Annotated in this window: 9 protein-coding genes; 4 read left to right on the top strand and 5 right to left on the bottom strand. The window is 39.7% G+C overall.

Features of this window, described 5'->3' with window-relative positions:
- Positions 1-396 precede the first annotated feature (396 nt).
- The 3 genes from OGM63_RS22125 to OGM63_RS22115 form a co-directional block, all read right to left on the bottom strand.
- Positions 397-2,340 carry an N-acetylmuramoyl-L-alanine amidase gene (locus tag OGM63_RS22125; RefSeq protein WP_263747814.1) on the bottom strand — a complete coding sequence of 648 codons (1,944 nt, stop codon included), beginning with the start codon at positions 2,338-2,340 and terminating at the stop codon, positions 397-399.
- A gap of 456 nt (positions 2,341-2,796) precedes the next feature.
- On the bottom strand, positions 2,797-4,263 hold the full coding sequence (locus OGM63_RS22120) for a cation:proton antiporter (RefSeq protein ID WP_263747813.1): 1,467 nt from the start codon (positions 4,261-4,263) through the stop codon (positions 2,797-2,799).
- 80 nt (positions 4,264-4,343) lie between these two features.
- Positions 4,344-4,763, bottom strand: a complete 420-nt coding sequence (locus OGM63_RS22115) for an EVE domain-containing protein (RefSeq protein WP_263747812.1) — start codon at positions 4,761-4,763, stop codon at positions 4,344-4,346.
- Positions 4,764-5,957: 1,194 nt separating this feature from the next.
- Here OGM63_RS22115 and OGM63_RS22110 point away from each other — a divergent pair.
- Both OGM63_RS22110 and OGM63_RS22105 read left to right on the top strand, forming a co-directional pair.
- Positions 5,958-9,260: a GAF domain-containing protein gene (locus OGM63_RS22110; protein WP_263747811.1), complete on the top strand. Its 3,303-nt coding sequence runs from the start codon at positions 5,958-5,960 to the stop codon at positions 9,258-9,260.
- A 145-nt stretch (positions 9,261-9,405) separates the two neighbouring features.
- Positions 9,406-10,461 (top strand): response regulator, encoded by a 1,056-nt coding sequence (locus tag OGM63_RS22105; protein WP_263747810.1) that lies wholly within the window; start codon positions 9,406-9,408, stop codon positions 10,459-10,461.
- Between the two features lie 232 nt (positions 10,462-10,693).
- Here OGM63_RS22105 and OGM63_RS22100 read toward each other — a convergent pair whose 3' ends face one another.
- Positions 10,694-10,924 carry a hypothetical protein gene (locus OGM63_RS22100; protein WP_263747809.1) on the bottom strand — a complete coding sequence of 77 codons (231 nt, stop codon included), beginning with the start codon at positions 10,922-10,924 and terminating at the stop codon, positions 10,694-10,696.
- 300 nt (positions 10,925-11,224) lie between these two features.
- Between OGM63_RS22100 and OGM63_RS22095 the strand changes: the two genes are divergently transcribed.
- Positions 11,225-11,968 carry an SIMPL domain-containing protein gene (locus OGM63_RS22095; protein WP_263747808.1) on the top strand — a complete coding sequence of 248 codons (744 nt, stop codon included), beginning with the start codon at positions 11,225-11,227 and terminating at the stop codon, positions 11,966-11,968.
- 81 nt (positions 11,969-12,049) lie between these two features.
- Here OGM63_RS22095 and OGM63_RS22090 read toward each other — a convergent pair whose 3' ends face one another.
- Positions 12,050-12,403, bottom strand: coding sequence for a single-stranded DNA-binding protein (locus OGM63_RS22090; protein WP_263747807.1), 354 nt, complete (start codon positions 12,401-12,403; stop codon positions 12,050-12,052).
- Positions 12,404-12,772: 369 nt separating this feature from the next.
- Here OGM63_RS22090 and OGM63_RS22085 point away from each other — a divergent pair, with 369 nt between their 5' ends.
- The gene (locus OGM63_RS22085; protein WP_263747806.1) at positions 12,773-13,780 is read left to right on the top strand and encodes a rod shape-determining protein; all 1,008 of its coding nucleotides are present in this window, start codon (positions 12,773-12,775) and stop codon (positions 13,778-13,780) included.
- Positions 13,781-13,833 lie beyond the last annotated feature (53 nt).

Here is a 13,833-nt window from a genome sequence, read left to right as displayed (position 1 = left end):
ATTACACCAAAAAAGAGACGAGCAGAATAACTTCTACTTAGCGATATAAGAGGTTAATTACACTTGAATCAGCCAAGAATTGATGTATGAATGGATTTTTGGTGTTCGATGCACAAAGAATAAAAAATTTCAACTGCTGTCAATTGATGAGGCAAAGCTGGTGAGGTGCTACTCTTTAATATTGAGAAAAATATATGTGGGGTGTTATAGCCGAAAATTAATCACCTCTGGATTAGGAAGGCGCTTGGGCGCTTGGGTTAAGGAAAATCTATTTTTATCATGAGTGTTGTGAGGGTAAAGGCGATCGCTCTGTGTGTGTTAGAGATCAGATTGCTAAGTCGAGAAAATCAATCGAAAAATCATGATTGTGTATTTACTGAGATTTGGTCAAATGAGTTATCTTTGTTTTAGATACTGGAGGACACCGCGAGCGATCGCCTCTGCCATTTGATTTTGATATTGGGGATTTCTTAGTTTAGCGATATCCTCCCGACCAGTCATGTAACCAGCTTCTACGAGAATAGAAGGCATAGAACTTTTTCTCAAAACGTAAAATCGCGCTCGTCGCACTCCTCGATCTCTAACATTCACACTTCGGAGAATGCTGTTATGAACGATACGAGCCAAACCTAAACCACTGTCGTAGTAATACGTTTCCAATCCGCTGACATCCGGACGTTCTGAACCGGCAGAATTAGCGTGAATACTGACAAATACATCAGCATTAGCTCGCGATGCTAAATCTACTCTTCCCTGAAGACTGACGAAATAATCAGAATCTCTTGTCAGTATCACCTGCACCCCATTTTGCTGCAAAATCCGCGCCAACTTTTGACTAATCGGCAAGATGATATTTTTCTCTTGTAGTCCCCCAATACCAAGTGCACCAGAGTCTTTACCACCGTGTCCAGGATCAATCATAACTACCACTCGCCCCGACCGAATGCGGGGAGTTGGCGATGGTGCGGGATATCGAGCGTTTGGATCTGGGAATGGCACTTGATTTGGTAATGGTAAGGGAGGTAAACCACTAATCGGGGGTATGATTCGCCCAGAACGTTTTAATTGTAAAGCTATAGTCTGGTTATTGATTTGGTTTAGTTCCCCAATTTGTACTCCCGGATTTGGTTGGACAAAAACAAGCACAGTATTTGAGCCTGACGATTGCAGACGGACTCTAGCGATGGGGCTATTGCTATTCAAAACAGGACCGTTGACTGAAGGTGCTAATCTAGCATTATTGATGGTGATACGGAATAAACCAGAAGCTCTATCCCAGCCACCACTAGCAGATAAAGTGCGTTCACGGAGTGACTCTGTAACAGTATCGCCTTTGAGGAGTAATCGCGTACCACCATCAGCAAGTTCCACAGACTTAATTGTAGAGAGTTTATTATCTGTGGAAGTATTTGGCGGTGAAAGAGGTAAGCGGCTAGTGCTACTTGTATTATCCAGATTACTACTATTCGTCAATCTGACAACATTACTGGGCAGAAGTATCAAACCACGGGGACTGTTAAGATTTACCCGCCAATCTGAACTATTTTTATCTACCTGCATAGTTATACGGACAACAGGTGATTTGGTTTCGCGCTGGGTAAATTTAATGCGGTTGACACCATAGCGATTAATCACGCGTTCACGTTGTAAATTAGGCGATAAAGATGCCCCAGCAATATCGATATTAATTGACTTTCTGTCGTCGCTGCGATTTACCTCAACTTGAGGACGGATGCCATTCGTGCGGATAAAAAAGCCATCTCCGGTAACAAGTAAATTCTCGATTTGCGTCCCCGCATTTGTGGTATTGGCAATTTTGGCATCTGGTTTGGTAGTTCCGATCACCACATTGTCAAGATTTCTGGGGGAGTCAGATACTTGCCGTGGAGCTGGTTTTGGTAATTGTACTGTCCAGCGACTGGCAGTTATGCCAACAAATTTCACCTGCTTGGGGTCTAGGGTATAACCAGGGCTAAGTTCAAGGATTATGCGAGATGATTTTTCGTTGAACTGCTGAACACTGATAGAGCGAAATCCTAAGCTTAATTGCTGTTCTTTTGGCGATCGCTCAAATGTTGTTTCTGGTAAGTCAATTACCAAACGCGTCGGGTTAAAGAGTAATTGCGCTTGGGGTTGAACATCTCCGGTAGTATTAATTTCTAACCGATTTTGATTAACATCAAAACGCCATGATTCCAATCTTGCAGCTAAAGTCGGTGACGATAGCATAAAGATAGTTCCAAAAGTGCCAGGTAGTAGCCAGTGTAGTCTCACAGTTCTTTCTCCTGATTCGCATTTGCGTTCATCTGTCAATCTGTCAAAATATTGGCAAATCTTCACAACCCAAGTCCCAAAATTGTCTGCGAAGCGTGCTTTTTTGAAATTTTGCCCTGGGATCAAAATACAATGATGCTAAATTTTTGCACATTCCTTTAAATTTTTCATGTTGTTAGCACATCACTCATTGCATCGAGAGAGTATCCGATTGCACTAACAAAGAAATAAGCACCAATTAAAGGATGAAGTATGAAATTTCCTAATTGCTTGTAAAACATCGCATCGATTATTGGGAGGCTTGAAATCGGGGAAGACTGCAAACAAATAACATTATGTTAGTAGTAATTAGAAAAAAACTGCTAAAATTTTACATTCTGAGGCGACGGACGTTAAAAATCAAAAGTTTTCAGTAGCGATCGCTTTGAGCTCTGACAGAGTACTGAGTTATGAATGAGTAGTTTTTCATGGTTATACTCACTCATAACTCTGTTCAAAATCGGTCTTTAATCAGGACTTTGATTAATGCCCATCTGGGGTTGCTTCCGGATTTGTAGCGTCATTTGACTTTGAATTGATCGCAGTTGGTGATTCCATTGCCAATGGTGTACCATTAGTCTCTAAAATCAATGTTTCCCTTGCAACACCCACCCCTTCTGGATCGGGAAATACAACTCTTAACAGAGGAGGGGCTAAAAAGGTGGTAAGAATAACCATCATGATAATTGCTGCTTCCAGTGGTTTGGAGAGAATACCGATAGAAGAGCCAATACCAAGAAACACTAAGCCTACTTCACCTCTGGGGATCATTCCCACACCAATTGCCAAGCGGTTAATTCCGGGTTGACCAAACACCACAAAGCCTGTGATTACTTTACCGAAAATGGCGACTAAAATCAGGAAAGTCGCAATAATTAAACCTTCACGGTTGCTGGGGATTGCTGGGTTTAAGACTCCTAAATCGGTTTTTGCACCAACAGTCACAAAGAAAATCGGTACTAGCATATCAGCAATCGGACAGATTTGCTTTTGCAGTTCTTTGCGCTTATCAGTCTCTTCTAAGACTAAACCAGCAGCAAAAGCTCCCAAAATCGCTTCTAGTTGAATAGCTGCGGCAAGATATGCCATGAGAAAGGCGAAGATAAAAGCAGGTATTACCAATTCGCCGCGTGTTTGAAGTTTATCAGCGATCGCCACAAAAGATTTATTGAAAAAATTACCCAGAGCGATCGCACCCAACAGAAAACCACTAGCGCTGATAATCAAATAAACAACTTTGCTTACATCCACCGCACCATCTTTGGCTAGGCTCGCAACTACCGCTAAAACGATAATTCCCAGTACGTCGTCAATCACCGCAGCACCGAGAATAATCTGCCCTTCTCTAGAGTTGAGCCGCCCCAATTCTGATAATACCTTAGAAGTAATGCCAATACTCGTTGCAGTTAAAGCCGCCCCAGCAAAAATCGCTGGTAAGGCATCGATACCGAACAAAGTCATCAATCCCACAGTGCCAGCAGTAAAGGGTACTATAACCCCCACTACTGCCACAACACTCGCTTGCATACCTACTGCCATCAAGTCTTTTAAATTCGACTCCAAGCCGATTTCAAACAGCAGGATGATCACACCCAATTCTGCCAAAACCGAAACCACCTCAGACTGCGCTGCAAATACCCCAGGAGCAGCGTCAGGACTTAAACCGGCAGTGCCTTGGAGAAAGGTGATAATCAAATTAGAACTGTCTACACCACCTTCAGAAAACACCAACAGATGTAGAACAGACACACCCACCACTACACCGCTGACGAGTTCACCTAACACAGGTGGTAAACCAAATCGGTTGGATAACTCCCCACCAACTTTGCTAGCGAGGTAAATCACTACTAAACTTAGCAGCACGGCTGCTAGTACCATTGAACTGTCTGCTGTTTTTGTTGCGCTTGCCAGCAGAGGCAAAGGAAAGCTAATTGCACTTAAAAACTGCATTGGTTCTGTGAAAATCGTTCTTTCTTATTTTTACCCTTTTATTTAAACGAACAATTATAGATGCGTTACACTCAGCTTCTTTAAATTAATTCGTAAATCGTTGCTAATTCCAACAAACGCTGCCAATGCGACTCAGAAACCGGAACTACAGACAATCGAGGAAGACGTAGCAAGTCAAAGTTTTCCCAATTAGCATCCTGCTTGATTTTAGCTAGCTTTACGGCTTGGGGTACTTTTCTGATTGCCTGCACATCCACAACCACCCGTTTGACATCATCTAATGTTGGATCGGCATAAGGTTTACTGATTATTTCCGCTACACCGACGATTTGCCGTTCTTTGCCTGTGTGATAAATCAACGCTAAGTCCCCAAGCTCCATTGTTCGCAGATGCTTAAGGGCAAGGGGATTGTTCACACCATCCCAAACTGTACTATTGTCTCGTTCTAAATCAAAGTAGGAATAGTTATCCGGTTCGGTTTTCAGCAGCCAATACGCCATATCAAAAATAGTAAATTATTTATTGTGTCAGCAAATCTAATATCTATCTTTAATTTTAAATGAATTTAATATCAGGCTATTAAACTCCTATTTCTAGAGAGTTGATAATTTTAAATGAATTTAATATCAGGTTATTAGACTCTTCTTCCTAGAGAGTTGATAATTTTAAATGAATTTAATATCAGGTTATTAGACTCTTCTTCCTAGAGACTTTTTGCTTTCTCAGTCCAATTTAGCTAAATATTAATTAATTATTAAACGAGACTATGGTATGAAAACTTTACTATTTTTATACTTGATAATTTATGATTATGCGAATATTTTGGGAAAATTATAGTAAGATTTTTAATAACTCCTATTTTTTCGCTAAAAATGGCGATTACTCAGCAAAACACTCGAATGCTTTATTTATCAACCATATACAATTCCATCTTTATTGTCATAAAAATTAACATAATCTACCGCCATTAATTTTCAGCTACTACATAGGGTGCAAACTCAAGTTTCAAAGCACGCTTCTCTGCAATGTGTCAGCTTTTGCGTGCCTTTGCATTAAAAGATTTATCTCAGCACAAATCGTGTGTGGGGATTCACCCTCGCTTCTAGGGAAGAAAGAAGACCGAAGTTGTACCCACCCTTACTCATAGTGGGATTGAAACCAGGACATTTTATACCTTGCGGCAAGCCGTCTCGATATAATTACTGCCTTCCCACTCAAAGAATACCTAATTTAACGAACCACCTTGGCGCCAAGGACACAAAGGAAGAAAAAAGAGGATAGGTAATCTTAAACCGGGAAGGGGGTATTTATTTTGACTGAAGCTCTCAACTCACAAAGTAAGTTTTTATTTCTTCGGTTCTAACTTCTTCCTTCTTTGTAAAGCAAGGTGCTGATGTTTATACAAGTAAACCTGATAGGACTAAAGCTGCGTGTCATATTTTTTTCATCGAGGTTGAAAGAAGTCACGCATTCACGCATTCCAAAAACCTTGAATGCGTGACTCTTGACTCTTGACTCTTGACACGAAGATATGTGCCAGTTGCGTAAGTCCTACCTTATCTCTCTAACATCTGCTGCATGTCTTGAAATCGTTAGTGGGCTGAATATACAGACTATTGTGTAGTCTTTAATTATTCATAGGAACTAGTATCTACTAAAAGCTAATTTACTGACACAATTACTCGATTTTAACAATGAATAACAAAAATAACCAAGCCCAAAGTAGTGTAGTAAAAAATCATAATTTTACAGAATCTAGTTTGTTAGTCTACTCTGCAAAAGAAACTTTGTATCAACCCAAAAGAGGTTATGATATTTCTCCCATTAATGCTGTAATTTCAGGTGTAAAGCGAATAAGTTTACATGGCAAAGCGATTATTTTTACCGTCGCTCTTAGTACGCTACCAGTATTAGGAATAGGAACATTTGCCTATTACGTAGCCAACCAATCACAAACAAAGCAAATTATCGATGCTAAACAAGAAAAAGCCAATCTTTTGATAGATAATATCAACGGTTTTATGCAAAGACGGTATGGAGATATTCAGATACTTTCCAATCTGACATTTTTACAAAATCGCAAATTAAGAGAAACTATAACTCACCAACAGATGCAAGCACGGCTAAATAACTATTTAAGTATTGAAAATAGTTATGAAAGCATTGCTGTGTTGGATCTGAATGGTAATGTAATTGCTGAATCAAAAGGACAATTAATTCCTAACCAAAAAAACGAGGAGTATTTTCAAACAGTACTCAAAACCAACATATCTTATATTAGCCAACCCTTAATCGCAAAAGGGGAAGATAAGCCGCAAATTTACATGGCTGCTCCTGTTAAAGATAGCGAGACAAGTCAAACTATCTATATCATCCGTACAGTGATACCTGTGAAGTCTTTACAGAAGCTATTAAATATAGGCTTAAGTAATCAGGATGATTATGACCTAATAGATGCGTCGGGAAAAATTTTCCTGTGTAAAGCCAATTTAGATGTGGGTAAAAATGTTAAAGAAGTGATTCCTGAGTGGAAACAAATGCAAGCAAAAAATAAAGCAAATGCTCGCATATTGTTTAACAAAAATGAGAAGATTGAGGAATTAGTCACCTATGTCCCTTGGCAAACAGTGGAGGGTTTGCCTGCTTTGAAATGGAACTTAGCTCTGAGTACCGATACAGCGATCGCTTTACACCCATCAAGAATATTATTCCAGATATTGGGGATTGGGACAGTCGCCATCACATTACTAGCAGGTGCGATCGCTGCAATTATTGCTCACTATCTAATATTGCCAATTCGGATTGCTGCTACAGCGGTGATAAAATTGGGTGAGGGGGATCTTGATACCCGTATCCCCATTGAAGGCAAAGACGAACTTGCTACCTTGGGTTATAACATTAACCAGATGGCACAGCAATTGCAAGACTTGCTAAACAAACAAACAGCAGAGGCTGAACAATTAAAGTTGTTTACCAATACTTTAATCTCAATTCGCCAGTCTCTTTATTCCGAAGACTTATTTAACATCACAGTAACACAAGCCCGACAAGCATTAAAAGCGGATCGAGTAGTTATATATCACTTTAGCGACAAAGAAAGTGGACAAGTCATAGCCGAATCCGTTGCTCCTAATTTACCTGAAGCTTTAGGAGAGACAAGTGCAGATGCTTGTATTAGTCCGGAACTAATAGAAGCTTACAGAAATGGTCGAGTTTTGGCTGTTAATAATGTCTTGGAAGCCAACCTTGCTCCTGCACATTTAGCGTTAATGGAACGCTTGCAAATCAAGGCAAATTTGATCACCCCAATTCTCAAGAATAATCAATTATTTGGATTTTTAATTGCCCATCACTGTCAAGAACCTCAAGTTTGGCAAACCTATGAAATTAATTTCTTAACCCAATTAGCAACTCAAGTCGGACTTACTTTAGAACGTGTGAGTTTATTAGAGGCAACAAGGGCACAAAAAGACCTTGCCATCCATTTGTGTGAAAGTATCAACATGCTAGATATTTATAATTTAGCAGTTCAAGATATCCGACAAGCTTTCAAAGCAGACCGAACAGTTATTTATAAATTTGATGATAATTTGCACGGAAAAATAATTGCGGAATCAGTAGTTGCTGGTTTTCCTAAAGCTCTGGGAGCAGAAATTCATGACCCTTGTTTTCCGAACTATATTGAAAAATATCGGCAAGGTCATGTTGTGGCAACGAACAATATTTACCAAGCTAATCTAACTCAATGTTACATTCAACAACTTCAAGCATTCGCAATTAAAGCTAATTTGGTAGCACCAATTATTATGGGTGATAAAGTGCTAGGATTATTAATTGCTCATCAGTGTTCTCAACCACGTGTGTGGCAACAGTCAGAAATTGATTTATTTGAGCAATTTGCGAGAATTGTTGGTCTAAGTTTAGAGCGAGCCAATTTTTTAGAGCAAACAGAAAAAGGACGCGATCTAGCAGAAAGATTTTCCCAACAGGAACGTCAACAAAAAGAAAAACTCCAACTGCAACTACAAGAACTGCTGCTTCAGATTGAAGGAGCATCCAGAGGAGACTTGACAGTGCGTGCGGAAGTAACTTCAGGGGAAATAGGCACTGTCGCTGACTTTTTCAATTCTATTGTGGAAAGTTTGCAAGAGATTGTCACCCAAGTAAAATTTACCGCTACTCAGGTCAACGAAGCGATCGCAGGAAATTCTGGAGCAATTGATCAACTTGCAACTGAAGCACTCAAACAATCAGAAGAAATCAGCCACACTTTAGATTCCGTTGAGCAAATGAGGCTTTCGATTCAAGAGGTGGCAAAAAGTGCAAATATTACCGCAGAAGTTGCCCGTAATGCCTCTCACACAGCTAAAACTGGCAGCACGACAATGGATCTCACTGTAGAAAGTATCTTTAGTCTGCGACAAACATTAGGGGAAACTTCTAAAAAAGTCAAACGTCTTGGAGAATCTTCGCAGCAAATTTATCGTGTGGTGTCATTGATTAGTCAAATTGCCCAGCAAACCAACTTATTAGCGATTAACACTGGCATTGAAGCTGCACGTGCTGGTGAAGCAGGTCAAGCTTTTAGTGTAATTGCCGAAGAAATCGCCACCCTAGCAGGTCAGTGTACCACAGCAACGACTGAAATTGAAGGAGTTGTCGCCAATATTCAATTTGAAACCATCGAAGTAATCAAGGCTATGGAATTAGGAACCGCAGAAGTGATTCAAGGTACGCATCTTGTTGGACATACCAAACTTTGTTTGAGTCAAATTCTTAATGTATGTCACCAAATTGATGACTTGGTGGAGTCGATTTCTGCTGCAACAATATCTCAAGTGCAAACGTCTACAGAAGTTACTAATCTCATGAAAGAAATGGTCAAAGTATCGGAAATGACGAGCAATTCATCTCAGGAAATTTCCCTTTCTCTGCAAACAACAGTAGATATTTCTCAGAAATTGCAAGCTAGTGTTGCTACTTTCAAACTAGATTAAATTCCCCAATCATACATTAATTTCTGGCGGGGAAATTGGCAAATGCAAACAATGGGAGTCGGTTCAGCTTTCATCATCTTTTAAACACTCCCTTTTCGTCTCAACTTTAGACAAATAATATTAATTTTAGCAAATAGTGTTGACAATGAATACCTTTCCTATCATTAGATACAGAATTTCACAAAAATTACAACCTTTATCTCTATTAAGTCAAATAACCAGTAATTATTCTACTTGTTGTTTGCAAGTATTTAGTATTTCCGAATCTTGGTTAATTTACTTAGAGAAGGGAAAACTAGTTTATGCCTGCTATTTAAATAATATGTTTGATCTGCTTGATAGAAAGTTGCAGCACTTGAGTCAAGAAATTCTTACTTTAAATGGTGAAATTAATCAGCAGTTGCGTGCGAGATTTTTAACTGGTGTTGAAAACCAAATAACACCACGTCTAGATTATATGGCTATTTGCTGGTTAGTCGAACATAAATATATTAGCTCCGAACAAGCAGGTATCCTCATCAAGGAATTGGCATTAGAAGTCTTGAAGTCATTTCTTACTTTAAACGAGGGTAATTATGAAATTACTCCTCAAAGCTTCTTGAACGATATGCCAAAGTTCTGTTATCTAGATGTGCGTTCATTAGTTGAACAGTGTCAAAACAAATTAAAAAATCCGAAAGTTATCGAGTCAGCAGTTTCTCAACAGTCCTCTTTTCAACCTTTAAACAAAATTCAACCACCAACTGAAACAAAAATTGGACAAGAATTGTCACAAGAAAGCATTGTTATAGATGATAATAAACTTCCCCAAATACCCGAACAATATACAAAGGAGAAAATTTACACAATCTTTTGTATTGATGATAATTTAACTGTCTTGAATGTTATGAAACTATTTTTAGACGATCAAATATTTTCTGTTATCGGAATTACCGATCCATTGAAAGCTTTAACACAAGTCCTCCGTAACAAACCAGATTTAATTTTACTAGATGTTGAAATGCCGAATATCGGTGGTTATGAACTATGTCGTTTATTACGTAAACATTCGTCTTTCAAAAGTACACCTATAATTATGGTAACAGGAAGAACAGATTTTCAAGATAGAGTAAAGGCAAAAATCGTCAGAGCTTCAGGCTATTTGACGAAGCCTTTTACAAAAGCTGAGTTATTGAAAATAGTATTTCAAAATATTGGTTAACACTAAATTTTTGAGTAAGTATTCATCATGAACTGCGTACATCAATAACTCATGAAATTTTTTTCCCTTTTCCCAATCAAACGCTTCTTAACGTAGTAACTAACGGCTATCCTACAGGAAAGCTCGGTTAACAGCCGTTAAAATCCTTGTTTTGAAGGGTTTACCGCTCCCAAAAACCTATGCATATCTACCCAATATGCGGAAAAGCTTGTGTGGTAGGGTGTATATGTTTTTAAGTTATGAGTGGATCAACAACTATTGGCATAAACGGCAATGCCTTTATTCCCTGGTCAAAGACATGAGGAATTACTTTGCGAATTATATTCATACTGCCATTAATATCAGCGTTAATTAGCTGTTTTTTAGCAGTACGATACAAACCACGTTTGATGCGGGAACCTGAAAATAATCGAACAAAATTAACTCTGCTATAAACAGGAATTTTGTCATTATCGTGCGTCACTTGCTTTAGAGGTATATGTATAGATATTAGGTTGCAGTTGCTACCCCTTTGAGTTCGTCGTCCAATTTCTAGTCGAAAATGTCAGGATTTGATTACGAAAGCCGGATTTGTCAGAATTCGCTAACAAAACACCCGTTTTTCTTCTACTAACCCCTAACAATTAACAATTACCCAATTTTTAGTTGCAAAAAATGTAACCACCCTCACCTTTGACTATTGCAATGCGAAAGTAGGAATATATCACTGGTGACGCCATAGTTGAAGCGTCTACGAAAAATAGTTTGAGGAGTGGAACAAAGTATGAATAGAGACGTTTTAGCTGGTTCTCGGTTTAACGCTGGCAATTTGTGGAAAGCACTGCCTTTGGTCTTAATTGCCTGTATAAGTTTTGCTCAACCTGGTTTGGCAGAAGAAAAAGAAAAAATGTTGCGAACCCTTACCGTTACTGGTCGCGGCATGGAATCAATTGCGACAACTCTGTCTATAGTAAATTTAGGTGTGGAAGTTCAGGGTAAAACTGCACAGGATGTACAACAAAAGGCTGCACAGTATACATCAGCCGTGGTCGGGTTGCTCAAGAGTCGGAATGTAGATAAATTAGAAACCACGGGTATTAGACTTAACCCAGTTTATAGCTACAACAATAATGTACAGCGGATTACAGGATATGCGGCTACGAATACTGTGAGTTTTCGTATTGCTACCGAAAAAGCTGGTACATTATTAGACGAAGCTGTGAAAGTGGGAGCGACACAGATTAATGGTGTTAGTTTTGTCGCTAGTGATGAAGCGATCGCGATCGCCCAAAAACAAGCACTCAGAAAAGCGACTCAAGAAGCTCAACAACAAGCTGATGCCGTTTTTGCTTCTTTAGGTTTTAAATCCAAAGAAATAGTCAGTATTCAAGTTAATAATGCTTCTTCGCCCACCCCACCCCCTATTGCCTATCGTAGCGCCAAGTTAACAGCACAAGATGCTTCTACCCCCGTTGTTGGTGGTGAACAAGAAATAGACGCATCGGTAACACTGCAAATTAGTTATTAGTTGGTTGTTGGTTGTTAGTTGCTAGTTGTTAGTTGACGGTTAAGAGTTATCCACGCTCCAACGCTCCGACTAACAACTGACTCATGAGAAATTGTCATCCCCCATATCGTTATCTGCATCCCGCTTGGAACCTAATAATTCCAGTTGGTCTACTTGGATAATTGGTGATGAGCGAGTGATGCCTGTATTGCGATCGCTCCATGAGTCAAACTTTAAGGAACCTTTAACCGCGATTTGCTTGCCTTTTTTTACGTAGTTACCTGCTACTTCCGCCGTTTTTCCCCATAGTTCTAGGGTAAACCAATCGGGTTCATCGCTGCGCGATCGCCGATTTACTGCCAGTCTTAACTGACACTTAACTTTACCCGACTCAAAATACTTCATATCTGGGTCACTGCCAACACGACCAACCAGAGTCACAACATTGATACTCATATCTTTCACCTTACAGTACAGATGTACTGACTATTCCTGACTTCCATAATAGCTAATTGCAAAGCAATTGAAAGTATGTTAAATAATTAACAATTATAATTACTTAAGAAATAATGAGATTTTCCAGAAAATACCGAAAGTTTTATACGGATCTATTGAACTAGCGGCAGAATATCAAAAAACAATAGTCTCAAATCTAGTAAAGATTCCCAAATATTACTGAGAAAATAGTCTACCTTACTAGACTATGGATAAAAAACGTAATAAAATCCTGCGTAAATCGCTCTTATGGTAGTTGTCAAAAGTATTAAATATTAGGGGGCGTAGAGAGGCGTGGGTCTTTTCAGTAAGTTTTCCTTATCGCGGGATATGGGTATCGACCTCGGTACCGCCAACACCCTAGTTTATGTATCTGGAAAAGGCATTGTACTCCAAGAGCCTTCAGTAGTTGCCATCGATCAAAACGAAAAGGTAGCACTGGCAGTTGGAGAAGAAGCCAAAAAAATGCTTGGTCGAACACCGGGAAATGTGATTGCGCTACGCCCCTTGCGCGATGGTGTAATCGCTGACTTCGATACAGCCGAGTTAATGCTAAAAAGCTTTATTCAGCGTGTAAATGAAGGCAGATCTCTGGTTTTACCACGGATTGTCATTGGCATTCCCAGTGGAGTCACAGGTGTAGAACGACGAGCCGTAATGGATGCAGCCACCCAAGCAGGTGCAAGAGAAGTTTTCTTAATCGATGAGCCAGTAGCAGCGGCAATTGGTGCAGGGCTACCCGTGGCTGAACCGACTGGAAACATGATTATCGATATTGGAGGTGGCACCACAGAAGTTGCTGTGTTGAGTCTTCAAGGTACAGTGATCTCCGAATCAGTTCGCATCGCCGGTGATGAACTGACCGAAGCCATCATGCATTATATGAAAAAAGTTCATAACTTAGTGATTGGGGAACGAACCGCCGAAGACATTAAAATTCGGATTGGTTCAGCTTATCCCACTCATGAAGACGAAGAAGCAATCATGGAAGTCCGAGGTTTACACCTGCTCTCTGGACTACCGCGCACTGTCACCATCAAAGGTCCAGAAATTCGTGAAAGTATGGCAGAACCGCTTTCAGTAATTATTGAAGCTGTGAAGCGAACACTAGAACGGACACCTCCAGAACTGGCATCAGACATTATTGATCGCGGCATTATGTTAGCCGGTGGTGGGGCTTTGCTGAGAGGATTGGATACACTAATTAGTCATGAAACAGGGATTATTACCCACATAGCGGCTGACCCTTTGAGCTGTGTTGTCCTGGGAACAGGGCGTGTATTAGAGAACTTCAAGCAGCTAGAACGTGTATTCAGCGGACGTTCTCGCAATATGTAACACTGATGAATAATTATTAGATATTGGGTTCTAATCATAGAATCCAATATCTT

The sequence above is a fragment of the Plectonema radiosum NIES-515 genome (assembly GCF_025753815.1).
GTDB lineage: Bacteria > Cyanobacteriota > Cyanobacteriia > Cyanobacteriales > Nostocaceae > Hassallia > Hassallia radiosum_A.
Note: the sequence above shows the minus strand (reverse complement) of the source record. Positions and strands in the feature narration are given on the sequence as shown.